Consider the following 24,813-nt stretch of genomic DNA (forward strand, 5'->3'; position numbering starts at 1 on the left):
GCCCAGCCGTGGGGACGGATCAGGAGACGGCGAGGTCGTCCGCGTAGACCGTGCCCTGGCCGTACCAGCCGTGTACGTACACGGTGACGGTGCCGGAGGAGCCGGTGGTGAAGGGCACCGTCAGCTTCTGCCAGGCGGAAGCCGAGGTCCAGGTGCTGGCCGTCGCGCCACCGCTGACCCCGAGGTAGGCGTACGACCCCTGCACCCAGCCGCTGAGCGAGTACGACGTGTTCGGCTTGAGGGTGAGGGTCTGGGCGCACTGGCCGGTCGCCGAGGAGGTCGGCGCGGTCCGTAGGGCGTGGGTGCCGCCGTGCGCCGGGGAGGAGACCACGGAGGCCCCGCTGTCGCAGGTCCAGGGCGACAGCGAACCGCTCTCGAAGTCACCGTTGGTCAGCGTCGTCGGGGTGCCGCCGCCGGACCCGTTCACGGTGAGGTCGAAGGTGGAGCTGTGCGTGGCCGAACCCGCCGTGCCGGTGACGGTCAGCGGGTAGGTGCCCGGCGCCGTGGAGGCGGCCGTCTTCACGGTGAGGGTGGAGCTGCCGCCCGCGGTCACCGAGGTGGGGCTCAGCGTCGCGGTCACCCCGCTCGGCGCGCCGCTGACCGCGAGGTTGACGGACTGGGCGCTGCCCGAGGTCACCGACGTCTTCACGGTCGCCGTGGTGGAGGCGCCCGGGTCGAGGGCGGCGGTGGCGGGGGAGAGGGAGACCGAGAAGTCGTTGGCCGGCGGGGTGGTCGTACCGCCCGAGAACGGCGCGAAGGTGTGCGTGAAGTACCAGGTGTCCTGGCTGATGCCCGAGCAGCTGTCGGAGCCGCCGGTGCCGGGGCAGCCGCCGTTGTCGCGCTGGAGCGCCCAGAAGGAGAGGGTGTTCAGGCCCTTGGAGACCGCCCAGTTGTACACCGATGTGGCGTCGGCGGTGGTGAAGGTCTCGGCCGCGCCGTAGTCGTCGATGCCGGGCATCTCGGTGACGCCGATCATGTTCCACAGCTGGCTGTCCGACAGGTTCGGGTACAGCGAGGCGAGCTGGTCGTGCAGCCCGGTCGCGGCCGTCTGGGTGTCGGTGGCCATGTGGTGGGTGGCGCCGTCGTAGTAGTCGAACGTCATGAGGTTGACGACGTCCACCTTGGCGCCCGCGCTCTTGGCGCTGCGCAGCACCGCGAGCCCGCTGTCGGCGAGCCCGCTCGTGGTGGTGGGCAGGGTGTACGAGAACTGCACCGAGCGCCCGTTGGCGGCGGCCCAGTCCTGGACCTTCTTGATCGCCTGGTTGCGGCGGTCGATGCCGGCCTGGTTGGTCAGCGAGTTGTCCTCGACGTCCATGTCGAGCCGGGAGACGTCGTACGTGGTGATGATCTTCTCGTACGCGGCGGCGATGGAGTCGACATTGGTGCAGCTGTCGGCGATCTCGGTGCCGCCGTTGTCGGCGGCGTACCCGCCGAGCGAGGGGATGACGTCGCCGCCGCGCGAGCGGATGGTGCCGAAATCGGAGCCGTAGACCGAGGAGGTGATGGGGGTGCTGGTGTCACCGTCCCAGTAGGGCGTGCAAGAGCCCTTCTTCTCGGTCTGGATGAAGGCCATGGTGAGGTACTTGGCGCCGGAGGACTGGGCGAGCGCCGCGGGGCTGTCGCCGTTGTAGGCCTCGAAATAGGGGGCGAAGACATGCGCGGGCAGCGGGGTCGCCGCGTGCGCGGTGCCCCCGATCCCCAGGGCCAGCCCCGCGGACGCGGCCAGGGTGGCCACGCCGGTGAGCAGGGCGCGTACGGATCTCGGACGTGTCATCGGGTACTCCCGGTTGGCGAACGACAGTCGATCGAGCGGGGGTGGCGCACACGGTAGGGCCCGGCCGGGGCTACTGGTCTAGGCCATAATTGGTCTGGACCAAACCCCGGTCAAGGTGCGGGAGCCGCCTTTTTGCGTGTTCATGAAAGAATCAACTGTTCGTTCGCACACCAGAACTGACTGTCCGTCAGGTAGCGCGGGTGCCCCCACCTCGGCGGATACGGCCCAGCAGATCCCGGTGATAGGCGGCGAGCCGCCCCTCGGGGACGGGCGCCGGGCTGCCGGTGAGGGTGTACCAGGTGTCACCGCCGAAGTGCTGGACGGCGACCCGCGCACTGCGGCCGTCCGACCGCAGGATCGTGGCCACGGTGAGATCGCCGGTGATGACGCCCGCCTCGTCCGTCATCGCCCCGCCGGGTCCCGCGGTGACCCGGTCGACATAGCTGTTCACGCTCGGAGGGTTGCTCATGGGCCGCAGGGTTCCATCACGGCGGGCGCCACACCCGGAACGGCCCGTCCCCGCGCGTGTCCGGCCGCCCGCTCACACCCGGCTGGAGGTCGCGGTGTCCGCCGACAGCCGCTGCGCGAGATAGATCGGCACCACCGACAGCAGCACCAGGACGGCGGCCACCACATTGACCACAGGCGCCTGCTGAGGCCGTGTCATATTGCCGAAGATCCAGATCGGCAGGGTCTCGATGCCGGGCCCCGCGGTGAACGTGGTGACCACGATCTCGTCGAAGGACAGCGCGAACGACAGCAGCGCACCGGCCAGCAGCGCCGAGCGCACCAGCGGGAAGGTGACGTCCAGGAAGGCGCGGAAGGTGGTCGCGCCGAGGTCCATGGCCGCCTCCTCGTACGACCCCGTCGTCCGCCGCAGCCGCGCCACCACGTTGTTGAACACCACGACGACGCAGAACGTGGCATGCCCGACGATCACCGTGAACAGCCCGAGCCCCACGCCGAGCGGCTGAAGCACCGTGCCGAACGCCGAGTTGAGGGCGATGCCCGTGACGATGCCGGGCAGCGCGATCGGCAATACCACCACGAACGACACCGTGCCCCGGCCGAAGAAGCGGTGCCGGGCCACGGCGAACGCGATCAGCGTCCCGAGGACCAGCGCGATCGCGGTCGCCCCGAGCCCCGCCTTCACCGACACCCACAGCGCGTGCCGGGCACCCGAGTTGTGCAGGGCCGCCGACCACCAGCGCCCGGTCAGCCCCGGCGGCGGCCAGCTCGCGCTGCGGTCCGGGTTCAGGGAGTTGACGAGGACCAGCAGCAGCGGCACGTAGATCACCGCGAATCCGAGCCCCGCGCCGATGCGCAGGGCGATGCGCGCACTGCGGGTGAGATGCACGTCGCTCATCCTCTCCGGGGCCCGGTGCGGGGGCCGGTCACAGGCTGCTCAGGGCGCCGGTGCGGCGGATCGCCAGCAGGTACAGGACGATCACGAGCACGGGGACGGTGCCGAGGGCGGCGGCCATGGGCAGGTTCAACTCGATGTTGGAGTACACGAGATTGCCGATCAGCTGCGTCTTGCCGCCGACGATCTGCACCGTGATGTAGTCGCCGAGGCTCAGCGAGAAGGTGAACACCGAGCCCGCCGCCACCGACGGCAGCACCATCGGCAGCACCACCGAACGGAAGGTGCGCCCCGCGCGGGCCCCGAGGTCCGCCGACGCGTCGAGCAGCTGCGCCGGGAGCTGTTCGAGCGCGGTATGGATCGGCAGGATCATGTACGGCAGCCACAGATATGTCAGCGTGAGCACCGTGGCCGGCAGCCCGAACCCGGGCCCGCCGAGCCCCAGCGGCGCGAGCAGCCAGTCGGCGAGCCCGCCCCGGGACAGGATGAGCCGCCAGGCGTACACCTTGACCAGGTAACTCGCCCACAGCGGGGTGAGGATGGCCACCACCAGCAGCGGACGCCGGCGCGGCGGCGCCACCCGGGCGGTGTAGAAGGCGACCGGGAAGGCGATCAGCGCGCACAGCACGGTCACCGCGAGCGCGACGCCCACGCTGCGCACGATCACCTCGCGGAACACCGGTGTCGTCACCAGCTGGTGGAAGTTGTCCGTCGACCAGACCTTCACCACCTGGGAGGTGAAGGAGTCGGTGGTCCAGAACGCGGACGCGAACAGCACCGCCAGCGAGCCGAGATACAGGACGATCAGCCACAGGAGCGGCGCGGTGAGCAGCAGGGCGAGGCGCAGCCGGGGCCGGCGGTGCAGGGCCCCGGCGAGCCGCCGCACCCCCGAGGTCCTTGCCGCGGTGGTCGCTTGGCTCGCCATGGTTCAGCCCTTGATCTCGGTCCAGGCCTGCACCCACTTGGCGTACGGGACACAACGGACGTCCGTGCGGCCGTCCAGGCACTGCTCGATGGGGGTGTTCCAGAAGGCGATCCGCTTCCAGTAGTTCTCGTCGGCCGCGTGGTAGACCGCGCAGAAGTTCTTGTCCGACGTCTCGGCGCACGCCTTGGAGTTGGCGGGGGCCTCGCCGAAGTACTCGGCGACCTCGGCGTTGACCTTGGGGGAGACGATCCAGTTCAGCCATTTGTAGGCGCAGTTGAGATGCTTGGCCTTGCTGGAGACCATCCAGGTGTCCGACCAGCCGGTGGAACCCTCCTTCGGCACCAGCGCCTTGACCTCCGCGCCCTCGGAGGCCGCGAGATTGGCGATCACCTGCCAGGTGGTCCCGACGACCGAGTCACCGCTCTTGAAGGCGGAGACCTCCTTGAGGTAGTCGCCCCAGTACTCGCCGACATCCGCGTTCTGCTTCTTCAGCAGGGCCACGGCCGCGTCGAACTGCTTCTGGTCCAGCGCGTACGGGTCCTTGATCCTCAACTCCGGCCTGGTGGATTTGAGATAGAGCGCCGCGTCGGCGATGTAGATCGGCGAGTCGTACGCGGTGACATGGCCCTTGTACTTCGAGGCACCCTCGAAGACCGCGGACCAGGAGGTGGGCGCGGGCCGTACCTTCCGGGTGTTGTACATCAGCAGATTGGCGCCCCGGCCGTGCGGGATGCCGTACATCCTGCCGTTCACCGAGTTCCAGGCGCCGTTCTTCAACCCGCTGAAGACGTCCTTGTAGTTGGGCACCAGGGCGGTGTTGACGGGGGCCGCGTCACCGGAGGCGATCAGCCGCAGGGAGGCGTCGCCGGAGGCGGAGACGGCGTCGTACTCGCCGGTCTTCATCAGCTTGACCATCTCGTCCGAGCTGGCCGCGACCCTGGAGTGGACCTGGCAGCCCGTCTGCTTCTCGAAGTGACCGACCCAGTTGACCCGGGGATCGTCGGAGCCGTCCTCGACGTACCCGGCCCAGGCGATCAGATCGACCTGCCCCTCGGTCCTGCCGAGTTTCGTCGGGGCCTTCAGATCGGGCGGGTTGAGGCCGGTGGCGGACGTGGAGTGGGAGGAGTCGCAGGCGGCGGCGAGCAGCAGCACGGCGCCCGCGCAGGCGGCGGTACGCAAAGTTCGGGTGAGACGCACGGCGTTTCTCCAAGAGGTGGGGGTCAGGAGGGCAGACGGACGGCGTGCCGGCGGTGCCATCGGAGGCGCACGCGGGCGCCGCGGTAGGCGGCGACATCCTCGGCGGAGGTCTCCAGGTTCTGCTGCACCGCGGTGAGCCGGCCGCCGCCGTCGAGGTCGACGAGCAGGCGGGTGGTGTCGCCGAGGTAGACGACATCGGCGACCAAGCCCGTGGCGGTGGTGTGGTCGGGCTCGTCCGCCTCCGCGGACTCCTTCAGGACGCGGATCTTCTCCGGACGGATGTTGTAGGTGCCCGGGGCGCCGACGAGTCGCCGGGCCACCTCTGCGTCGAGCAGGTTGGAGGTGCCGACGAAGGAGGCGACGAAGGGCGTCGCCGGGCGTTCGTAGATCTCCGCGGGGGTGCCGACCTGGGCGATGCGGCCCCGGTCGAAGACGGCGATCCGGTCGCTCATCGTCAGGGCCTCCTCCTGGTCATGGGTGACGAACACGAAGGTGATCCCCACCTCCCGCTGGAGCGCCTTGAGTTCGCCCTGCATCTGCTCGCGCAGCTTCAGATCGAGGGCGCCGAGCGGCTCGTCCAGGAGCAGCACACGGGGGCGGCCGACCAGGGCGCGGGCGAGCGCGACGCGCTGCCGCTGGCCGCCGGACAACTGGGCGGGCCGCCGGGCGCCGTAGCCCTCAAGGCGCACCTCCGCGAGCGCCTCGCGGGCCCGGGCGAGGCGCTCGGCCTTGGGCACCTTGCGGATCTTCAGCGCGTACGCCACGTTCTGCTCGACCGTCATGTGCGGGAAGAGCGCGTAGTCCTGGAAGACGGTGTGCACATCCCGCTCGAACGGGGCGAGCCCGGTGACCTCCTGCCCGGCCAGCTCGATCCGGCCCGCGTCGGGCGTCTCGAACCCGGCGACGAGCCGCAGCACCGTGGTCTTCCCGGAGCCGGACGGGCCGAGCATCGAGAAGAACTCGCCGTCCCGTATCTCCAGATCGACCCCTGCCACGGCGGCCGTCTCTCCGAACGACTTGCGCAGGTCGTGCAGCCGGATCGCAATTCCCTGCATGGGGGAACCTTTCTGGCGCGCGGTACGTTGACCGCAAACATATGAAGTCATAGTTCTCAACTCAAGAGCCCGTTGGGGTAAAGCTTGAGTCAACACACGAGGTGATGCCCGTGAGGCAGGATCAGATCGACGGCGGCGCCCGCAGGGCCGTGTTCAGCCCGGTGGACAACCGCGCCCGGGTGGACACCGTCGTCCGCCGCCTCGGCGACGCCATAGAGCTGGGTCTTCTCGCCGACGGTGAGCAGTTGCCGGGCGAGAGCGAACTCGCCGGGCAACTCGGCGTCTCCACCGTCACTTTGCGGGAGGCCCTCATGGCCCTGCGGCAGCGGGGCCTGCTGATCACCCGCCGGGGGCGCGGCGGTGGCAGCTTCGTCTCCCTGCCCGAACTCCCCGCCGAGGAACGGCTCAGAACCCGGCTGCGCGGCTGGAGCACCGAGGAACTGCGCGACCTCGGCGACCACTGGGCCGCCCTGTCCGGCGCCGCCGCCCGGCTCGCCGTCCAGCGCACCGAACCCGAGGACTTGAGCCAACTGCGCCGCACCGCCGATGAGTTGATACGAGCCGAGGGAGCTGCGGCGTGCTGCCGTCTGTACGGCCGCTTCCATGTCGAACTCGCGGCCGCCGCCCAGTCCGCCCGGCTCACCCGGGAACAGCTCGCGCTCCAGGGCGAGGTGGGCGCGCTGCTGTGCCTTGTGCTCGCCGACGACTCCTGTCGTGAAGAAGTTGCGGACCGGCAGCGCGGGTTGATCTCCGCCGTGCAGGATGGGGACCACGCAACGGCCGGCACGCTGGCCGAGCGGTGCGTCAGGGAACCGGTGGCCCGGCTCGTCGCCGTACGCCTCGCCCTTTGACCGCGCCGCGTCCGGATCCCGTCCGCTGGAGGACACGATGGGCGTCAGCCCGGGTCTCACCGCCCCCGGCACGGAGACGGAACGGTGGGTGGCCGCACAGGTGGGCGGCGCCCTGGAGGCCGTCTTCGCCGAGGTCGCCGCGACCCGCGCCGATACGACGGCGCTGCTCGCCCGGGTGAGTGCGCAGGGGCGCCCGGCCGTCAGCGCCGACCTCGCCGCCCTGCGCCCCGCACTCCATCAGCGCCTGTCCGAAGAGGAGTTGGTCTCCGGCGCCGGTTTCGTCGCCGCCCCGGGGCTGCTCGCCGATGTGCCCGCCTGGCTGGAGTGGTGGCAGTGCGGCACCGAGGGCGTCGTACGGCCGCTGCTGCTCGACCTCGACCCCGGCCGGTCGGCGTACTCCGACTACACCCACTGGGACTGGTTCGCACTGCCCCGCCGTACCGGGCGCCGGGCGGTGGCCGGACCGTACGTCGACTACCTCTGCTCCGACGAGTACAGCCTCACCCTCTCCGAACCGGTGTATGTCCGGGGCGAGTTCGCCGGGGTGGCCGCCGCCGATGTGTATCTGCGCCACTTCGAGGCCGCCGTCCTCCCGCTGCTACGGCGCCTCGCGCGCCCCGCCCACCTGGTGAACGCCCGCGGCCGTGTCGCCGCCTCCGCCGACCCCGCGCATCTGGCCGGATCCCTTACCAGGGGACCGGACTTCGGCGGGCTGCTGCTCGGGCAGGACCGGATCGGCGCCCACGGGAGCTTGCGGCTGGTGCCGTGCCGGGGGGTCCCGCTGGTCCTCGTACTGGCCTGATCCACACGAGAGTTGGGATCGACCTGCCTCAGTCGACCGGCCAGGTGTGCACCGGGGCGTTGAGATGCATGTAGTCGATGTACAGCTCGGTCATGCGCCGCAGCGCCTCGTGCCGGGAGCAGTGGGTGGTGTCGATGAGGTGGTGGAACATCTCCTTCTGCCACACGGCGCCGTTGCGGGCCGCCACACAGCGCTGCTCGATGATGCCGAGCAGCGGCTCCCGCCAGGCCGCGTCCATCCCGGAGCGCTCCAGGCCGCGATGGGCGAGCGGCAGCAGCCTGCGCAGTACCAGTTCGGGCGCGGTCACCTCACCGGCGCCCGGCCAGTACAGCAGGGCCTCCATGCCGTACCGGGCCGCGCTGTGCAGGTTCTCCTCGGCGGCCTTGAAGGACATCCGCGACCACACCGGCCGGTCCTCCTCGACCAGCGCGCGGGTCAGCCCGTAGTAGAAGGCACCGTTGGCGAGGGTGTCGGCGACGGTCGGACCGGCGGGCAGCACCCGGTTCTCCACGCGGATGTGCGGCCGGTCCCGGGAGACGGCGTAGACGGGGCGGTTCCAGCGGTAGATCGTGCCGTTGTGCAGGGTGAGTTCACCGAGTTCGGGCACGTCACCGCGGTCCAGGGTCTCCGCCGGGTCCTGGTCGTCGCACAGCGGGAGCAGGGCGGGGAAGTAGCGCACGTTCTCCTCGAACAGATCGAAGACGCTGGTGATCCAGCGCTCCCCGAACCACACCCGGGGCCGTACGCCCTGCACCTTGATCTCCTGCGGGCGGGTGTCCGTGGCCTGTTCGAACAGCGGGATCCGGGTCTCGTGCCACAGCTCCTTGCCGAACAGGAAGGGCGCGTTCGCCGCGAGCGCCACCTGGACGCCGGCGATGGCCTGCGCGGCGTTCCAGTAGTCGGCGAACTCCTCGGGGGAGACCTGGAGATGGAACTGGGTGCTGGTGCAGGCGGCCTCCGGGGTGATGCTGTCCGCGTAGGTGCGCAGCCGGTCCACACCGTCCACCTCGATCCGCAGATCCTCGCCCCGGGCCGCGAAGACCTGGTCGTTGAGCAGCCGGTAGCGTGGGTTCTCGGAGAGCGTCTCCTCGCCGATGTCCTCCTGCCGCAGCGTGGGCAGGATCCCGACGGTGATCAGCCGGGCGCCGACCGTGCGGGCCCGCCCGTCGGCGTGGTCGAGCGCGGCCCGGATCTCCGACTCCCAGGCGTCCGGACCGCCCGCCGTCAGTTGCCTCGGCGGCACATTGATCTCCAGGTTGAACCGGCCCAGCTCCGTGGACCACGCCGGGTCGGAGATCGCGTCCAGCACCGCGCTGTTGCGCATGGCGGGCTCGGCGGCGTCGTCCACCAGATTCAGCTCTATCTCCAGGCCGACCTGCGGCCGCTCGGAGTCGAACCGCGCCTCCCGGAGCATCTTCGCGAACGCGTCCAGGCACTCCTGCATCTTGACCCGGTACCGGCGGCGGTCCTCGCGGGTGAACACGAGCGCCGGGACGTCACGCCCCATCGCGCCTCCAGGATTACCCCTCGTCGGACAGTCTCATCCCAATGTCGCACCATCGGTGGGGGGCCACCATGCGGCCGTGCGGGAGCTGGGCCCGGCCGAGGCCGATACCCCGCGTCACCCCGGCGCCGAGGCCGCCGCGCACCGCTCGACGGCCGGACCGGGGACCGCCGAGGGCGACGAACGGCGGGGGCCGGGACGGGGGCGTCACCCGGTCGGTCAGTCTCCGTTGGACTTCGGGCGGGCGGCGACGCAAGGTCTGAACGAGATCTTCGATCGCCGCGGTCCGCCTCCGTGCGGCGCGGTACGCCTCAGCACGCCCGCGGCACGTCCCCTGTGTGCCGCAGCGCCCCAGACCGGCCCTCGCCCTATCGCCGAGATATCGGCGATGTATCGGCGGCGGGTCGACCCGGGGCGGGGAACATTTAATCCAATGCGCTCGGGTAGTTCCCCGCCCCGTCCTGCCTCTCCGTCGCGGCGTTTCGGCCACGCCTGTCGGCGCGAGGGCCCTTGTGCGACTGCGGTCGTGCGTTCGAGACCCCCGGATCACGGGCCGCGTCTTCGTCCGGAATCGAGCGCGTTCGAATCGACCTCCTCTCGTTGAGCCTGGCACCACCGGACCACCCGGGTACGGTGCCGAACCGAGGAGGGACGCAGGTGACCGACGCCTCGACCGAAAGCCCCCCGCCCCCACCACCGCCACCACCGGCCACGATCGGCTACGAGGGGGAGTCGGGCAAGAACCCGCTGGAAGAGGCCAGTTTCCGCGCCATGTGCGGCCGGCTGCCCTCGGTGCTCGGCCGGACCGCGCGCATGGCCTGGGCGGTGGACCGCACCGGTGTCGTCCTGCTGCTCGGGTGCCAGCTCGTCACCGGCGTCGCCGCCGCCCTCGTCCTGACCGCCACCTCGCGGGCCATGACCCACATCCTCGGCCTGGGTCCGGTGTCCGAACGCCTGCACGGAGCGCTGCCCGCCCTCGCCGTCGTCACCGCGGCCGCCGCCACCGGCCGGATCAGCTCGGCCCTCGCCTCCTACGCCGACGGCCGGATCACCCCGCGCCTGGTCACCGAGGCCGATGTGGCGCTGGTCTCCGCCGTCTGCCGGGTGGAGGCGGCGGCCTACGGCGAGGACGGCTTCGCCGACCGGCAGGAGGCCGCGGAGGTCGGCGTCACCCGCACCACCACCATGGTCAAGGACGCCCAGCGGTTCATGGCCGCCCTGGTCCGCATGATCGCCGCCGGCGGGGTGATCACCGCACTGCACTGGCTGATGCTGCCGCTCCTGCTGCTGGCGGTGCTGCCCGCCGGCCTCGGGGCGGTGCTCTCGGCCCGCGTCGACTACGAGACCCACTACCTCAACCTCGCCGACCGCAACGTACGCGGCATGATGCGCTGGTGGGCCGCGTACTCCCGGCACGGCGACGAGGTCCGCGCGAACGGGATGACCGGCTACCTCGTCTACTGGTACCGCGCGCTGTCCGAGCGGATCGACCGGCGCATCCTCGACGCCGCGCCCCGCATGCTCCGCATCGTCCTCGCGACCTCCGCGCTCGGCGGTCTGTTCCTGCTCGGCACCTGGGCCGCGCTCGCCTGGCTCGCGATGACCGGGCGGGTGGCGCTGCCGGTCGCCGCCACCGCGGTCGTCGCCGTGCAGACCACGCTCGGCGCGCTGACCCAGTTCGTGCAGAACGGCGCCGCGATGTTCCACACCTCCCTCTACCTCGCCGACATGCGCGCCTTCCTCGACCTGGCCGCCGAACGCGCCCCGCGGCGCGGGGAGTCGACCATCGCGGAGGAGGTCGAGGAGATCCGCCTGGAGGAGGTGACCCACCGCTACCACGGCAAGGAGGAGCCCGCCGTGGACGGCGTCTCCCTCACCCTGCGCCGTGGCGAGATCCTCGCGATCGTCGGCGAGAACGGCTCCGGCAAGTCCACGCTGACCAGGCTGATCACCGGCATCCTCCTGCCGGACAAGGGCCGCGTCCGGTGGGACGGCATCGATCTGGCGGGCGCCCGGCCCGAGTCCGTCTGGTCGCGCACCGCGCTCGTGCCGCAGAACTTCGCCTGCTGGCCGCTGCGCACCCGGGAGAACATCACCCTCGGCCAGCCGCGCAGCCACGACGACGAGCCGGTGTGGGAGGCGGTGGCGGCCGTCGGCATGCGCGAGGCGATCGAGGGTCTGCCGCACGGGCTCGACACGCTGCTCGCGCGGGAGATCTACGGCGGCGTCGAGCTGTCCGGCGGCCAGTGGCAGCGACTGGCCTGCGCCCGCGCGCTGTACCGCCGTACGCCCCTGCTCATCCTGGACGAACCCACCTCGCAGATGGACCCGCGCGGTGAGCACCGCATCTTCCTGGAGATCAAGCGGATCGCCGCCCGGCGGATGACCATCGTGGTCACCCACCAGCTGGAGAACACCCGCTTCGCCGACCGGATCATCGTGATGCGCCAGGGCCGCATCGTGGAGCAGGGACGCTACGACGAACTCGTGGCCGGTGGGGGGCTGTTCGCGGAACTCGTCGCCCTGGCCAAGGACCGCTGACGTGCCGCCCGGCCGGTCCCGCCGGTACTCCCTGGACAGCGGCCGACCGATCGCTTAGCCTCATTGTCCAGAAATAGATTTTAAGGCCAAAAGAGCCTCGGGGGAGGGGTCGGCGGATGGACAGCGGGGCGGCGGACGAGCATCTCGTCCAGGAGGCCGAGAAGATCGCCGTCGCCCTGGGGCGGATGTTCCCGGGCCTGTGCGAGGTGGTCCTGCACGACCTGCGGGACCCGGACCGCTCGATCCGGGCCATCGAGAACAACCTGTCGGGCCGTCAGGTGGGCGACTCCGCGACCGAGTTGGGGCTGAGCCGCATCGCCGACCCCGCCTTCCCCGATGTCGTCCAGAACTACCCCAACCGCTTCCCCGACGGCCGGCCGGCCAAGAGCTCCTCCATCGGCATCAAGAACGCCGAGGGGCGGTACATCGCCGCGCTCTGCCTCAACCTCGATGTCTCGGTGCTGTCGCCCGTGGCGCTCACCCTGGCGAATCTCGTGGCCACCGACCGCGGACACGGCGACACGCCCCTGGAGACACTGCGCGACCGCCACGCACGCGAACTGCGCCGGGCGGTGGAGGAGTTCTCCGCCGAGCGCGGTGCCCCGCCCCGGTCGCTGAGCCGCACGGACAAGAAGGCGCTCGTGCAACAGCTCAACCGGGACGGCTACTTCGAGCCCCGCGACGCCGCGCGGACCATCGCCGACCTCCTCGGGGTGTCCCGGGCGACCGTCTACAACTACGCGAAACCGCCGTCGGATCCGTGAGGAGCCCGGCCGCGGCAGCATACGAACACCCGGTACAGAAAGAGGACTTCGCCATGTCCGGCGCCGCCGACCTGCCCGTGACCCTCGACGACATCCGCGCGGCCGCCGCGCGCATCGAGGGCTTCACCCACCGCACCCCGGTCCTCACCTCGCGCACCCTCGACGAACGGGTCGGCGCGCGGGTGTTCATCAAGTGCGAGAACCTCCAGCGGATGGGCGCCTTCAAGATCCGCGGCGCCTACAACGCCATCGCCGGACTGCCGCCCGAGGAACGCGCCAAGGGCGTCGCCGCGTTCTCCTCCGGCAACCACGCCCAGGCCACCGCCCTCGCCGCCCGCGAACTGGGCACCAGCGCCGTCATCCTGATGCCCGAGGACGCCCCGCGCTCCAAGATGGAGGCCACCGCCGGGTACGGCGCCGAGATCGTCACCTACGACCGCTACACCGAGGACCGCGTCGCGCTCGGCACGGCCCTCGCGAAGGAACGGGGCCTGACCCTGATCCCGCCGTACGACCACCCGGACGTCATCGCGGGCCAGGGCACAGCCGCCCTCGAACTCCTCGAAGAAGTGGGCCCGTTGGACGCGCTGCTGGTGCCGATCGGCGGCGGCGGACTGATCGCGGGCAGCGCCGTCGCGGCCAAGGGACTGCACCGGGACATCCGGGTCATCGGGGTGGAGCCGGAGGGCAGCGACGACACCAAGCGGTCCCTGGAGAGCGGTACCCGGGTGGCCGTCCCCGTGCCCCGCACCATCGCCGACGGCCAGGCGGTCGCGGTCCCGGGCGAGTTGACCTTCGCCGTCAACCGGCATCTGGTCGACTCCGTCGCGCTGGTCGGCGACACGGAGATCCTCGACGCCATGCGCTTCGCCTTCGACCGGCTGAAGGCCGTCTTCGAACCCAGCGGCGCCACCGGCCTGGCCGCCCTCCTCGCCCGGCGCGTCGAAGACCTCCCGCTCCGGGTCGGCGTCATCGCCTCGGGCGGCAACATCGACACCCGCCGGTTCGCGGAACTGCTCGGCGGCTGACCGGTACGGGCCCCTCGCCGCCCGGTCGATTGTCAGTGCCCCCTCCTACGGTGTGATCAGTGAGGACCTGCGGGACGGCCGGAGGTCCGCTGTGGGGAGGGGTGTGCCATGTCTGCGGTGTCCGGTGCGGAGACGACGTATCTGGAGCTGTCGCAGGAGGGCGGGGGCGCGCACAAGTTCTACGAGGTGAGCGTCGACGGACCGGTGGTGACGGTGCGGTACGGCCGGATCGGCGCCGGTGGCCAGACCCAGACCAGCACGTTCCCGACCGTGGAGAAGGCGCGGGCCGCGGCGGCGAAGAAGGTGGGCGAGAAGGTCCGCAAGGGGTACGCCCCGGCGGTGCAGGGCGGCCGCGCCCCGCGGCCGGTGACCCGGCGCCAGGTCAGCTCGGCCCCCTCCACCGCCCGCGCCGTGGCACCGGTGCTGTGGCGGTTCCGTACCGGCTCGGCGGCGTTCGGCATCCATGTGGACGACGACCACTGCTGGGTCGGCAACCAGGCGGGCGATGTCTACACCCTGGACCACGAGGGCGCCGTACTGGCCCGCTTCGGGCTGCCGGACGGCGTGAAGTGCCTGGTCGCCGACGACTTCTGGATCTACGCGGGCTGCGACGACGGCAAGGTGTACGACCTGTCCTCCAAACTGCCCTTCGCCGCGTACGACATCAACGCCGATGTCGACATCTTCTGGCTGGACATCCACGAGGGCGTGCTCAACGTCTCCGACCGCGCGGGCGGGCTCACCGTCATCGACCACGAGGACGAGCACCAGTGGGCCCGCCGCAGCCAGGGCGAGCACGCCTGGATGGTGCGTGCCGACGACCGCGCCGTCTACCACGGCCACCACCAGGGCGTCACCGCCTACCGTCCCGACGGCGGCGGCGAGTTGTGGCACACCCGTACCCGGGGCGGGGTGCTGTTCGGCTGGCAGGAGGACGACGCGGTGTACGCGGGCACCGGACACCGGGTGGTGCAGCGGCTGTCGAAGGCGACCGGCGCGATCGAGGCGACGTACGCCTGCGACAGCGCGGTGTACTCCTGCGCCACCTCGCCGGGCGGCCGGTTCGTGTTCGCCGGGGACGCGGCCTCGTCCGTCTACTGCTTCGACCGCGACGGCACCCGGCTGTGGAAGCTCGGCACGGGCGGCGGCTCGGCGCTGTCGATGCAGTACCGCGACGAGCGGCTGTACCTGGTGACCACGGACGGCTCCCTGGTGTGCGTGGACGCGAGCGAGGCCGCCATCGGCGCGGCCCAGCAGGGCTCGGTACCGGTCGTCCGCGACGTCAAACTCGCCGCCGCGCTCCCGGCGTACGCCCCGGCCACCGCCGTCGAGGCCGTCGCCACCGTGGCCCAGGCCCCGACCGGCTCGGTCGTCGTCGAGTGCGTCCAGGAATCCGGCCGCCTCCGGGTGCACGTCATCTCCGGCGGCTACGACACCTCCTGGAACGTCCAGTTCCCCCGCGCGATACGCGTCCCGGGCGCCCGCTACGTCGTGGACGCCCTGCACCCGGCGGCGGGAGGTTTCTACCGGGTGCGGGGGGACATCCGGCGGCTGGTGTGAGGCCCCGCGCGGGGGCTCGGCCCTACTTCGACGCTCAGGAGCGTGACCCGACCGCGCCCGCGGAGCGCCGCGGCCGGCAGCCCTTCGCCGCGGCCGGGATCACCGGCCACCTCCGGAGCCCTCTCGGCGGCGCGCCCTCGGAAAGGTGCGCGCCCCGGCCCGGCCGCCAGTCGGCAACGCCCCCACGGACGTCCCGCCTCAGCCCAGCACCCCCTCCGTCACCACCTCCCGCGCCACCGCCAGCGCCGCCTCCCGGTCCTCGGGGACGAGGCCGATGCGGGTGCGGCGGTCCAGCAGGTCGGACTCGTCCAGGGCGCCCTCGTGCCGGGCCGCCCAGACGAGTTCGGCGCGGGTGACCGGATGGCCGGGCAGCACGGGCGCGGCGAGGGCGGGGTCCTCGGTGGCGAGGGCGTGGACCGCGAGGGCCTCCGTGCCGTAGCGACGGACCAGACGGCCGGGCACCGGCAGGGCCCGCAGCCGCTCCGGTGCGGCGGCGCCGACCAGCGGCAGGTCCGCCGTGGGGGAGGGGGGCACGGCGAGCCCCTTGGCCGCCACGGCCGCGTCCACGGCGTCCTGGGCCATCCGGCGATACGTCGTGAGCTTGCCGCCGACCACCGTGGTCACCCCGTCCGCCGAGGTCAGCACCGCGTGCCGGCGCGAGATGTCGGAGGTGCGGGCCCCCGCGTCGCCCCCCGGCATGTCCAGCAGGGGCCGCAGCCCCGCGAACGCGCCGACGACCTCGTCCCGGGCGACCGGCACGTCCAGCGCCGAGCCGAGCACGTCCAGCAGGAACCCGATGTCTGTCTCGGGCACCTCGGGCACATCGGGGATGCCCCCCTCGACCGGCTCGTCGGTGAGGCCGACGTACACCCGGCCGTCCCCCTGGGGCAGCACCAGCACAAAGCGGTTGGTCTCGCCCGGGATCGGGATGTGCAGACCGGCCGGCAGCTCCCCGAGCCGCTCCGAGCGCAGCACCAGATGGGTGCCGCGCGAGGGCCGGATCCGGATCCCGTCGACCAGGCCGCCCGCCCACACCCCGGCGGCGTTGATCACCACACGGGCCCTGATCTCGCCCTCCTCACCGGTGAGTTCGTCACGGACCCGGGCGCCGCCACCGGTCAGCTCCAGCACCCGGACCCGGGTCAGCACCCGTGCTCCGCGCGCCGCCGCCGTCCGGGCCAGCGCGGTCACCAGCCGGGCGTCGTCCGTGACCCGCCCGTCCCAGGACAGCAGCCCACCGCGCAGCCCGGCCCCGCGCACCGCGGGCGCGAGGTGTCGTGCCTCGGTCGCCGACAGCCGGCGCGGCGCGGGCAGCACCTGGCGGGGAGTGCGCGCGGCCAGCCGCAGCATGTCACCGGCCCGCAACCCGGCCCAGGCGATGGACGCCTGAGCCGTCGACACCATCGGCGTCAGCGGCAGCACGAACGGCTGCGCGCAGACCAGATGCGGGGCGGTACGGGTCATCAGCACCCCCCGCTCCACCGCGCTCTCGTGCGCCACCTCGAACTGCGCGGACGCCAGATAGCGCAGCCCGCCATGGATCAGCTTGGAGCTCCAGCGCGAGGTGCCGAAGGCCAGGTCCTGGGCGTCCACCGCGACGACGTCCAGACCGCGGGCCGCCGCGTCCAGGGCGACCCCGGCCCCGGTGGCGCCGAGCCCGACGACCAGCACATCGGCCACCCGCCCCTCCGTCGCCTCGGTCAGTTCCCGGGTACGCCGGGCCGCGCTGAGGGACGAGCCGGGTATCGCCTCGGTGTGACTCATGGCCTGAGGATCCTCTCCAGGAGGGTGCGCAGCTCGCCGAGGAAGGCGGCGGAGTCCAGCTCCGGGTCGTCCTCGTCGGTCATCGTGCGCAGGGACAGGGTGAAGGACTGCACCGTCAACAGCAGGGCACGCGCCTGCCGTTCGGTGTGTGCGCGGCGCACGGAGCCGTCCTCGTGGCCCTCGCGCAGGCTCTCGGTCAGCAGTGCGAGCAGCGCCAGCTGGCTCGCCCCGCGCCGGTCGAGCACATAGGGGAGCAGCAGCTCCGGATCGACGTCGACGATCTTGTGGAACAGCGGGTGCGCCCGGAACGCCTCGACGCCCGCCACCAGCCCCTCCACCATCCTGGTGCGCGTGTCGAGGCCGGGCGCGGGCTCGGGGATCGCCCGGGTGGCCACGTCGATCCACTCACGGGTCATCAGATCGCCCACCAGCGTCCGCAGATCCGGCCAGCGCCGGTACAGGGTCATCCGGGAGACACCGGCGCGGCGGGCCACGTCGGCCAGGGTCGTGCGGCGGACCCCGACGGCGAGCACGCAGTCGCGCACCGCGTCGAGGATCGGATCGCTCTCCGTGTCTTCCGTACCGTTGTGACGAATAGGCGTCATGTGTAACAGTGTAACGCCCCGGGCCGGACGGAAACCAGCGGACCGTCGCCGTGCGGCGAGCCCGTGCGACCCGTCGTACGGCCGACCGACACCGCCCGGACCGAGCCACCGACCTGTGAGGACGACCGTTCAATGGACATGCTGTGGAACGGCTGGGGCGACCCGGCCAAGGCGGCACCGCTGCCCGACTCGGTGACCGGGCTGCTGCGCGACCTGCTCGGCGTCAAGCCGCGCAGCACCCCCGCGCTCGCCCTGGACGACCTCGACCTGCCCGCCCCCACGGCCGGCCTCGCCGCCCTCGCGGCGCTCGCCGAGGCCGTCGGCGGCGCCGGGCATGTACGCACCGACGCCGAGAGCCGCATCCGGCACACCCGCGGCAAGTCCACCCCCGACCTGCTGCGCATCCGCACCGGCGATGTCAGCGACGTCCCGCAGGCCGTGGTTCTGCCCGCCACCCACGACGAGGTCCTGGCCGTACTGCGCGTCTGCGCGGATCACGCCCTGGCCGCCGTCCCGTTCGGCGGGGGAACCTCCGTCGTCGGCGGACTCGCCCCCGAGCGTGGCGCGTTCGTCGCCCTCGATCTGCGCCGCATGGACGCGCTGCTCGACCTCGACCCCGTCTCGCGCACCGCCGTCCTCCAGCCCGGCCTGCGCGCCCCCGCGGCCGAGGCGCTCCTCGCCGAACAGGGCTTCACCCTCGGCCACTTCCCGCAGTCCTTCGAGTGGGCCAGCATCGGCGGCTTCGCCGCGGCCCGCTCCAGCGGCCAGGCATCCGCCGGCTACGGCCGCTTCGACGAGATGGTCCTCGGCCTCACCCTCGCCACCCCCGAGGGCACCGTCGAGACCGGCCGCGCCCCCCGCTCCGCCGCGGGCCCCGACCTGCGCCAGCTGATCCTCGGCTCCGAGGGCGCCTTCGGCGTCATCACCTCCGTCACCGTACGGGTGCGCCCGCTGCCCGAGGCGAAGGTCTACGAGGGCTGGCGGTTCGCCTCCTTCGAGGAGGGTGCCGCCGCGCTGCGCAGGCTCGCCCAGGACGGACCGCGCCCGACCGTGCTGCGCCTGTCCGACGAGACCGAGACCCTCATCGGCCTCGCCTCGCCCGACAAGATCGGCGCCGGGCTCGGCCAGAGCGACGCCGGCTGCCTGGCCATCACCGGCTACGAGGGCACGCCCGAGGAGACCGCGTACCGGCGCGAGCGGGCCGCCGCCGTCCTCACCGGCTGCGGCGGCACCCCGCTCGGCACCGAGTCCGGCGAGCGCTGGGCGCACGGCCGCTTCTCCGCGCCGTATCTGCGCGATGCCCTCCTCGATGTCGGAGCCTTCGCCGAGACCCTGGAGACCGCCGCCTTCTGGTCCCGCGTCCCCGAGCTGTACGCGGCCGTGCGCACCGCGCTCACCGACACCCTCACCGAGGCGGGCACTCCGCCCCTGGTGATGTGCCACATCTCCCATGTGTACGAGAACGGCGCCTCGCTGTACTTCACCGTCGTCAGCGCCCAGGGCGAGGACCCGGTGGCCCACTGGACGCCCGCCAAGCACGCGGCCAACGAGGCGATCGGTGCCGCCGGCGGCACCATCTCCCACCACCACGGGGTGGGCACCGACCACCGCGACTGGTATGTCAGGGAGACCGGAGAGCTGGCCGTCGAGGCACTGCGCGCCGTCAAGCGCCGCCTGGACCCCCACGGGCTGCTCAACCCCGGCGTCCTGCTGCCCACCGACTGACCCCACCCCACCGCCTGCCCCGGAGGCACTCCCGATGCGCCAGTTCACCGCCGTCGTCAACCCGACCGCGGGCGGCTCCACCGCGGCGGCCACGCTGCTCCAGGTGGCCCGCCTGCTCAGGGAGGCCGGGGCCGGTCTGGAGACCGAGTACAGCCACAGCCTGGCCCATGCCCAGGACATCGCCCGAAAGGCCGGCGAGCAGGGCCGGATCGTGCTCGCCGTCGGCGGCGACGGCATCACCGGTGGCATCGGGGGCGCCCTGAGCGGCACCGGAACCGTGTTCGGCATCGTCCCGGCCGGACGCGGCAACGACTTCGCCCGCGCCCTCGAACTGCCGGCCGACCCGGCCGCCCTCGCGGACATCCTGCTGCACGCCGAGCCCCGGCCCGTGGACACCATCGAGGTGGAGTCCGCCGTGCACCGGCGCACCGTGGTCCTCGGCAGTGTGTACGCCGGGGTCGACGCGCTGGCCAACCGGTACGCCAACCAGACCCGGCTGCTGCGCGGCGCGGCCGCCTACTACGCGGGCGGCCTGCGCGCGGTGACCACCTGGCGGCCCGCCGACTACCGCGTCACGGTCGACGGCGAGGAGCACACCCACCGCGGCTACACGGTCGTCGCCGCCAACTCCCCCTATTACGGCTCCGGCCGGCAGATCGCCCCCGGCGCCCGGGTCGACGACGGCCTGCTGCACATCGTGATGATCAAGGAGGCGCCCCGCCGGCTGTTCTTCACCCTGATGAACGAACTGAAGACCGGAACCCACATACGCCGCCCCGAAGTACGCGTCCTGCGCGCCAAGGAGTTGCGCATCGAGTCCACCGGCCCCGTCCCCTACGGCGCCGACGGCGAGGTGGAGGCCACCTTGCCGGTGACCGTCCGGGTACGGCCCGGGGATCTGCCGGTGCTGTACCGGCCCGCGGACACCGCCTGACCCGTGTGCGGGGCGGCCCGTCTGGGTAGGCGAGCAGCGACCGGGGGAGCGGCGGACAAGGGGGAGGAAGCGCATGGAGAGCGCCGTACAGGCCGTCGTCGTGTACGACGGCCGGCTGCTGCTGGTGCGGGAGGCGGACGGCTGGGGGCTGCCGTCGGGCACCGGGCAGCCGGCCGAGACGGCGGAGGCCACCGCCGCACGTGTGGTCTATGAACTCACCGGCTATCTGGCCGACGGTTCCGCGGCGCTGGACGGCGGCCCGGCCGTGCTGTGCCAACTCCTCAGCGAGGACCCCTCGGACGGCGCCCGGCTCGCCCCCGAGGACATCCGCTGGACGCCGAACGGCGAGACCGCGGGCCTCGCACTGCCCGAGGCCGTGCGCGACTACCTGGAGGGGCACACCCCCGTGTGACCCGCCTCAGGGTTCCCCTTCGAGGAACCGCCGCCGGTCCACGACCGCCCGGTCGATCTCGCCCTCCGCGACCGGCAGGCCCGCCGCGTCGACGGCCCGCACCGCGAAGGTCAGCCGGCGCGCGCCCGTCCGGGCCGGCGCCCGGGCCGTCACCTCGACCCGGCCGCCGACGTGCGTCGCGCGCAGATGCCGCACCCGTACGGCGGTCCCCACGGTGGTCTCGCCCGGACCGGTGAACGGCGCCGCGGCGCGCACGGTCGCCGCCTCCAGCCAGGCGATCAGCCGGGGCGTGCCGAGCACGGGCACCTCACCGCTGCCCAGCGCCCGCGCGGTGTCGGCATCGGTGACCCGGTGCACATCGGACACCTGGGGGGCGTCGCTCACCTCGTCGCGCATCTCCCCACGTTAAGGCGCCGAGCGGCGCTCCGACCTGCCGAGCCCGCGGGGCCGGGCCATGCTGGAACGGTCCGGCTCCGCCCCGTACGAGGAGGCAGGTCCCGTGCCCGAGTCGCAGCCCGTCGTCGTCCCGCCCGCCAGGGCCGCCGTGTTCCTCGTCGTCACCATCGACCAGGGCGGCGAGGACACCGTCCGGGACCTGTTGCAGGATGTGTCGGCCCTGCGCCGTTCGGTCGCCTTCCGCGCCCCGCCCGAGGAGCTGAGCTGCGTCGTCGGCATCGGCTCAGCCGCCTGGAGCCGGCTGTTCAGCGGGCCGCGCCCGCGCGATCTGCATCCGTTCAAGGAGCTGGACGGCCCGCGCCACCAGGCCCCGGGCACCCCGGGCGACATCCTCTTCCATGTCCGCTGCCGCCGCATGGACCTCTGCTTCGAACTGGCCCGGCTGTTCGCCGAGCGGCTGGAGGGCGCCGCCACCGTGGTGGACGAGGTGCATGGCTTCAAGTTCTTCGACGAACGCGATCTGCTCGGCTTCGTGGACGGCAGCGAGAACCCCGAGGGCGAGATCGCGGACGACGCGGTGTTCATCGGCGACGAGGACCCTGACTTCCGCGGTGGCAGCTATGTGATCGTGCAGAAGTACCTGCACAACATGAAGGGCTGGAACGCCCTGTCCGTCGAGGAGCAGGAGAGGACCATCGGGCGCACCAGGCTCGCCAACATCGAACTCCCCGACGACGTGAAGCCCGCCGATTCCCACGTGGCCCTCAACACCGTCACCGACGAGCACGGGAACGAACGCAAGATCGTGCGCGAGAACATGCCCTTCGGGAACATCGCGCAGGGCGAGTTCGGCACCTACTTCATCGGCTACGCACGCACACCCGAGGTCACGGAGTCCATGCTGCGCAATATGTTCCTCGGCCGGGACCCCGCGTCGCACGACCGGATCCTCGACTTCTCCGTGCCGGTCACGGGCTGTCTCTTCCATGTGCCGACCATCGCCTTCCTCGACGATCTCCCCGCCCGGCCTCCGCTTGCGGGCCACTCGGCGCCGGGGTTCAGTGAGAACTGACCCCTTGCGCACCAGGAGTTCTCATGTCGATGTCGTTCGGCGCCCCCTTCGGTTCTCAGGACCCGTTCAGTGAACTGCTGAATCGTTTCTTCGGAATGTCGCCGGCGTCCTCGCCGCCCGCCGTGCAGCGGGTGCCGATCGGGCGACTGCTGACGGAGTCGTCGCAGCAACTCCTCAATCTGGCCGCGCAGCGGGCCGTCGAGGACGGCACCTCCGACCTGGACACCGAGCATCTGCTGTGGGCCGCCACCAAGGTCGAGCCCTCGCGCAGGCTGCTGCTCCAGGTGGACGTGGACCCCGACACCCTCGCGAACGAGATCGCCAAGGTCCTGCCGCACGAGTCCGGCCAGCCCTCCGCGCAACCCGGGCTCACCCCCGCCGCCAAGCGCACCCTCGGCGCCGCCTACGCGCAGTCCCAGGCGGCCGGGGTCTCGTACATCGGCCCCGAGCACATCCTCGCCGCGCTGCTCGGCGACAGCGACACCGGTGCCGCCCGGCTGCTGCGGGCCGAGGGCATGGACACCCAGAAGCTCTCGGGCCTCGCCGAACAGGCCGCCCGCACCGAGAACGCGCCGGCCGAGCGCAAGCAGCCGGCCACCACCCTGGACGAGTACGGCCGCGATCTGACCGACGAGGCCAAGGCCGGCAAGCTGGACCCGGTGGTGGGACGCGCCGAGGAGATCGAGCAGACCGTGGAGATCCTGTCCCGGCGCTCGAAGAACAACCCGGTGCTTATCGGCGAACCCGGCGTCGGCAAGACCGCCATCGTGGAGGGCCTCGCCCAGCGGATCGTGGCCGGCGAGGTTCCCGACACTCTGAAGGACAAGCGGGTCGTCGCGCTCGACCTGTCGGGCATGGTGGCGGGCGCCCAGTACCGGGGCCAGTTCGAGGAGCGGCTGAAGAAGGTCATCGAGGACGTCCAGGCCGCGAGCGGCAGCATCATCCTCTTCATCGACGAGCTGCACACGGTCGTCGGCGCCGGCGCCACCGGCGAGGGCTCCATGGACGCGGGCAACATGCTCAAACCCGCCCTCGCGCGCGGAGAGTTGCACGTGGTCGGCGCCACCACCATCGACGAGTACCGCAAGTACGTCGAGAAGGACGCCGCCCTGGAGCGCCGGTTCCAGCCGGTGATGGTCCCCGAGCCGACCGTCGAGGAGACGGTGCAGATTCTCGAAGGACTGCGGGACGCCTACGAGGCGCACCACCAGGTCCGCTTCGACGACGGCGCGTTGGTGGCGGCCGCGGAGATGTCCGACCGGTACATCACCGACCGCTTCCTGCCCGACAAGGCCATCGACATCATGGACCAGGCGGGCGCCCGGGTACGGCTGCGCAGCGCCAGCCGCTCCACCGAGGTCGTCAGCCGCGAGGACCGGATCGCCAAGCTGCGCCGCGAGCTGGAGGAGGCCGTGTCCGCCGAGGACTTCGAGCGGGCCTCCGAACTGAAGCGGCAGCTCGCCGAGCTGGAGGCCGAACTCGCCGGCATCGAGGAGCGGCGCGAGGGCGTCGTGTCCGTCACCGCCTCCGACATCGCCGACATCGTCTCCCGGCGCACCGGCATCCCCGTCTCCCAGCTCACCGCCAGCGAGAAGGAGAAACTCCTCAAGCTGGAGGAGGAGATGCACGCCCGGATCGTCGGTCAGGACGAGGCCGTCACCGCGGTCTCCCAGGCCGTACGACGCAACCGCGCCGGCATGGGCGACCCCAACCGGCCCGTCGGCTCCTTCCTTTTCCTCGGTCCGACCGGTGTCGGCAAGACCGAACTGGCCAAGACGCTCGCCGAGTTGCTGTTCGGCGAGGAGGACCGGATGGTCCGCTTCGACATGAGCGAGTTCCAGGAGAAGCACACCGTCGCCCGGCTCGTCGGCGCCCCGCCCGGATACGTCGGCTACGAGGAGGCGGGCCAGCTCACCGAGAAGGTGCGCAGGCAGCCGTACAGCGTCGTGCTGTTCGACGAGGTGGAGAAGGCGCACCCCGACGTCTTCAACACCCTGCTCCAGATCCTGGACGACGGCCGGCTGACCGACTCCCAGGGCCGTACCGTCGACTTCCGGCACTGCGTCATCATCATGACGTCCAACATCGGCGCACATCGCATCCTCGACCACAAGGGCGATGTGTCCGATCTGAAGGACGAGTTGATGGACGACCTGCGGGGCCGCTTCCTGCCGGAGTTCCTCAACCGCATCGACGACATCATCATCTTCCACGGGCTCACCGAGGACGATCTGTCGCAGATCGTGGACCATCTGCTGGACCAGAGCAAGCGCCGGGTGCACGCCCAGGGCATGACGCTGGAGGTCACGGAGGCCGCGAAGAAGCTGCTCATCGCCCATGGCCACCAGCCGGAGTTCGGCGCCCGCCCGCTGCGCCGCACCATCCAGGCGGAGCTGGACAACCGCATCGCCACACTGCTGCTCAGCGGCGAGGCCGAGCCCGGGGACACGATCGTCGCCGACGTGGTGAACGACGCACTGCACTGCTCGGTCCGCAAGCCCGAGGCCGGCGAGCCCGAGGGCTGACGCGCCCTCCGGGTGT

Annotated in this window: 21 protein-coding genes; 11 read left to right on the forward strand and 10 right to left on the reverse strand. The window is 71.9% G+C overall.

Going from position 1 to position 24,813, the window contains the following annotated elements; genetic code table 11:
- Window positions 1-19: 19 nt before the first annotated feature.
- The 6 genes from HEP81_RS36275 to HEP81_RS36300 all read right to left on the reverse strand — a co-directional run bounded on the left by HEP81_RS36275 (window position 20) and on the right by HEP81_RS36300 (window position 6,314).
- Window positions 20-1,774, reverse strand: a complete 1,755-nt coding sequence (locus tag HEP81_RS36275) for a carbohydrate binding domain-containing protein (protein ID WP_051850060.1) — start codon at window positions 1,772-1,774, stop codon at window positions 20-22.
- A gap of 187 nt (window positions 1,775-1,961) precedes the next feature.
- Complete coding sequence (locus HEP81_RS36280) at window positions 1,962-2,243, reverse strand: hypothetical protein (RefSeq protein WP_037653943.1); 282 nt, start codon at window positions 2,241-2,243, stop codon at window positions 1,962-1,964.
- Between the two features lie 72 nt (window positions 2,244-2,315).
- Window positions 2,316-3,131, reverse strand: a complete 816-nt coding sequence (locus HEP81_RS36285) for an ABC transporter permease (RefSeq protein ID WP_037654072.1) — start codon at window positions 3,129-3,131, stop codon at window positions 2,316-2,318.
- Window positions 3,132-3,168: 37 nt separating this feature from the next.
- The gene (locus tag HEP81_RS36290; protein WP_037653945.1) at window positions 3,169-4,062 is read right to left on the reverse strand and encodes an ABC transporter permease; all 894 of its coding nucleotides are present in this window, start codon (window positions 4,060-4,062) and stop codon (window positions 3,169-3,171) included.
- 3 nt (window positions 4,063-4,065) lie between these two features.
- Window positions 4,066-5,259, reverse strand: coding sequence for an ABC transporter substrate-binding protein (locus tag HEP81_RS36295; RefSeq protein WP_037653946.1), 1,194 nt, complete (start codon window positions 5,257-5,259; stop codon window positions 4,066-4,068).
- A gap of 23 nt (window positions 5,260-5,282) precedes the next feature.
- Window positions 5,283-6,314 carry an ABC transporter ATP-binding protein gene (locus HEP81_RS36300; protein WP_037653948.1) on the reverse strand — a complete coding sequence of 344 codons (1,032 nt, stop codon included), beginning with the start codon at window positions 6,312-6,314 and terminating at the stop codon, window positions 5,283-5,285.
- A gap of 104 nt (window positions 6,315-6,418) precedes the next feature.
- Between HEP81_RS36300 and HEP81_RS36305 the strand changes: the two genes are divergently transcribed.
- Both HEP81_RS36305 and HEP81_RS36310 read left to right on the forward strand, forming a co-directional pair.
- Entirely contained in the window at window positions 6,419-7,165 is a 747-nt protein-coding gene (locus HEP81_RS36305; protein ID WP_172637044.1) for a FadR/GntR family transcriptional regulator, read from the forward strand.
- A 37-nt stretch (window positions 7,166-7,202) separates the two neighbouring features.
- Entirely contained in the window at window positions 7,203-7,967 is a 765-nt protein-coding gene (locus tag HEP81_RS36310; RefSeq protein ID WP_037653949.1) for a cache domain-containing protein, read from the forward strand.
- A gap of 28 nt (window positions 7,968-7,995) precedes the next feature.
- Here the strand turns inward: HEP81_RS36310 and HEP81_RS36315 are convergent, their stop codons facing one another.
- Entirely contained in the window at window positions 7,996-9,474 is a 1,479-nt protein-coding gene (locus HEP81_RS36315; RefSeq protein WP_037653950.1) for a glutamate-cysteine ligase family protein, read from the reverse strand.
- Between the two features lie 654 nt (window positions 9,475-10,128).
- Here HEP81_RS36315 and HEP81_RS36320 point away from each other — a divergent pair.
- The 4 genes from HEP81_RS36320 (at window position 10,129) to HEP81_RS36335 (ending at window position 15,364) form a co-directional block, all read left to right on the forward strand.
- Window positions 10,129-12,012, forward strand: coding sequence for an ATP-binding cassette domain-containing protein (locus HEP81_RS36320; protein WP_037653952.1), 1,884 nt, complete (start codon window positions 10,129-10,131; stop codon window positions 12,010-12,012).
- A 116-nt stretch (window positions 12,013-12,128) separates the two neighbouring features.
- Entirely contained in the window at window positions 12,129-12,776 is a 648-nt protein-coding gene (locus tag HEP81_RS36325) for a helix-turn-helix transcriptional regulator (RefSeq protein ID WP_037653953.1), read from the forward strand.
- Between the two features lie 53 nt (window positions 12,777-12,829).
- The gene (locus HEP81_RS36330) at window positions 12,830-13,804 is read left to right on the forward strand and encodes a threo-3-hydroxy-L-aspartate ammonia-lyase (protein WP_037653954.1); all 975 of its coding nucleotides are present in this window, start codon (window positions 12,830-12,832) and stop codon (window positions 13,802-13,804) included.
- Window positions 13,805-13,912: 108 nt separating this feature from the next.
- The gene (locus HEP81_RS36335) at window positions 13,913-15,364 is read left to right on the forward strand and encodes a WGR domain-containing protein (protein ID WP_037653955.1); all 1,452 of its coding nucleotides are present in this window, start codon (window positions 13,913-13,915) and stop codon (window positions 15,362-15,364) included.
- 198 nt (window positions 15,365-15,562) lie between these two features.
- On the opposite strand, the gene HEP81_RS36340 is transcribed toward HEP81_RS36335, so the two are convergent.
- Both HEP81_RS36340 and HEP81_RS36345 read right to left on the reverse strand, forming a co-directional pair.
- Window positions 15,563-17,128 carry a glycerol-3-phosphate dehydrogenase/oxidase gene (locus HEP81_RS36340; protein ID WP_037653956.1) on the reverse strand — a complete coding sequence of 522 codons (1,566 nt, stop codon included), beginning with the start codon at window positions 17,126-17,128 and terminating at the stop codon, window positions 15,563-15,565.
- Window positions 17,125-17,733, reverse strand: a complete 609-nt coding sequence (locus HEP81_RS36345) for a TetR/AcrR family transcriptional regulator (RefSeq protein ID WP_037653957.1) — start codon at window positions 17,731-17,733, stop codon at window positions 17,125-17,127. Before HEP81_RS36345 ends, HEP81_RS36340 begins: the two co-directional genes overlap by 4 nt.
- A 132-nt stretch (window positions 17,734-17,865) precedes the next feature.
- Between HEP81_RS36345 and HEP81_RS36350 the strand changes: the two genes are divergently transcribed.
- The 3 genes from HEP81_RS36350 (at window position 17,866) to HEP81_RS36360 (ending at window position 20,804) form a co-directional block, all read left to right on the forward strand.
- The gene (locus HEP81_RS36350) at window positions 17,866-19,458 is read left to right on the forward strand and encodes an FAD-binding oxidoreductase (RefSeq protein WP_037653959.1); all 1,593 of its coding nucleotides are present in this window, start codon (window positions 17,866-17,868) and stop codon (window positions 19,456-19,458) included.
- 34 nt (window positions 19,459-19,492) lie between these two features.
- Complete coding sequence (locus HEP81_RS36355) at window positions 19,493-20,392, forward strand: YegS/Rv2252/BmrU family lipid kinase (protein WP_037653960.1); 900 nt, start codon at window positions 19,493-19,495, stop codon at window positions 20,390-20,392.
- A 73-nt stretch (window positions 20,393-20,465) separates the two neighbouring features.
- A complete protein-coding gene (locus HEP81_RS36360; protein ID WP_037653961.1) occupies window positions 20,466-20,804 on the forward strand; it encodes an NUDIX domain-containing protein in 339 nt (112 codons plus the stop codon).
- Window positions 20,805-20,810: 6 nt separating this feature from the next.
- Here HEP81_RS36360 and HEP81_RS36365 read toward each other — a convergent pair whose 3' ends face one another.
- A complete protein-coding gene (locus HEP81_RS36365) occupies window positions 20,811-21,200 on the reverse strand; it encodes a thioesterase family protein (RefSeq protein ID WP_190276068.1) in 390 nt (129 codons plus the stop codon).
- 103 nt (window positions 21,201-21,303) lie between these two features.
- Between HEP81_RS36365 and HEP81_RS36370 the strand changes: the two genes are divergently transcribed.
- Together HEP81_RS36370 and HEP81_RS36375 are read left to right on the forward strand one after the other, a co-directional pair.
- A complete protein-coding gene (locus HEP81_RS36370) occupies window positions 21,304-22,272 on the forward strand; it encodes a Dyp-type peroxidase (protein WP_037654078.1) in 969 nt (322 codons plus the stop codon).
- Window positions 22,273-22,295: 23 nt separating this feature from the next.
- Window positions 22,296-24,797 (forward strand): ATP-dependent Clp protease ATP-binding subunit, encoded by a 2,502-nt coding sequence (locus HEP81_RS36375; protein ID WP_037653962.1) that lies wholly within the window; start codon window positions 22,296-22,298, stop codon window positions 24,795-24,797.
- The last annotated feature ends 16 nt before the right edge of the window (window positions 24,798-24,813 follow it).

The sequence above is a fragment of the Streptomyces griseofuscus genome (assembly GCF_014673495.1).
GTDB lineage: Bacteria > Actinomycetota > Actinomycetes > Streptomycetales > Streptomycetaceae > Streptomyces > Streptomyces murinus.

What these genes read in the sequence shown, in the direction of transcription:
- HEP81_RS36275 (WP_051850060.1), bottom strand. Translation starts at nt 1,774, where the DNA reads ATGACACGTCCGAGATCCGTACGCGCCCTGCTCACCGGCGTGGCCACC.
- HEP81_RS36280 (WP_037653943.1), bottom strand. Translation starts at nt 2,243, where the DNA reads ATGAGCAACCCTCCGAGCGTGAACAGCTATGTCGACCGGGTCACCGCG.
- HEP81_RS36290 (WP_037653945.1), bottom strand. Translation starts at nt 4,062, where the DNA reads ATGGCGAGCCAAGCGACCACCGCGGCAAGGACCTCGGGGGTGCGGCGG.
- HEP81_RS36300 (WP_037653948.1), bottom strand. Translation starts at nt 6,314, where the DNA reads ATGCAGGGAATTGCGATCCGGCTGCACGACCTGCGCAAGTCGTTCGGA.
- HEP81_RS36305 (WP_172637044.1), top strand. Translation starts at nt 6,419, where the DNA reads ATGCCCGTGAGGCAGGATCAGATCGACGGCGGCGCCCGCAGGGCCGTG.
- HEP81_RS36310 (WP_037653949.1), top strand. Translation starts at nt 7,203, where the DNA reads ATGGGCGTCAGCCCGGGTCTCACCGCCCCCGGCACGGAGACGGAACGG.
- HEP81_RS36315 (WP_037653950.1), bottom strand. Translation starts at nt 9,474, where the DNA reads ATGGGGCGTGACGTCCCGGCGCTCGTGTTCACCCGCGAGGACCGCCGC.
- HEP81_RS36325 (WP_037653953.1), top strand. Translation starts at nt 12,129, where the DNA reads ATGGACAGCGGGGCGGCGGACGAGCATCTCGTCCAGGAGGCCGAGAAG.
- HEP81_RS36330 (WP_037653954.1), top strand. Translation starts at nt 12,830, where the DNA reads ATGTCCGGCGCCGCCGACCTGCCCGTGACCCTCGACGACATCCGCGCG.
- HEP81_RS36335 (WP_037653955.1), top strand. Translation starts at nt 13,913, where the DNA reads ATGTCTGCGGTGTCCGGTGCGGAGACGACGTATCTGGAGCTGTCGCAG.
- HEP81_RS36340 (WP_037653956.1), bottom strand. Translation starts at nt 17,128, where the DNA reads ATGAGTCACACCGAGGCGATACCCGGCTCGTCCCTCAGCGCGGCCCGG.
- HEP81_RS36345 (WP_037653957.1), bottom strand. Translation starts at nt 17,733, where the DNA reads ATGACGCCTATTCGTCACAACGGTACGGAAGACACGGAGAGCGATCCG.
- HEP81_RS36350 (WP_037653959.1), top strand. Translation starts at nt 17,866, where the DNA reads ATGGACATGCTGTGGAACGGCTGGGGCGACCCGGCCAAGGCGGCACCG.
- HEP81_RS36355 (WP_037653960.1), top strand. Translation starts at nt 19,493, where the DNA reads ATGCGCCAGTTCACCGCCGTCGTCAACCCGACCGCGGGCGGCTCCACC.
- HEP81_RS36360 (WP_037653961.1), top strand. Translation starts at nt 20,466, where the DNA reads ATGGAGAGCGCCGTACAGGCCGTCGTCGTGTACGACGGCCGGCTGCTG.
- HEP81_RS36365 (WP_190276068.1), bottom strand. Translation starts at nt 21,200, where the DNA reads ATGCGCGACGAGGTGAGCGACGCCCCCCAGGTGTCCGATGTGCACCGG.
- HEP81_RS36375 (WP_037653962.1), top strand. Translation starts at nt 22,296, where the DNA reads ATGTCGATGTCGTTCGGCGCCCCCTTCGGTTCTCAGGACCCGTTCAGT.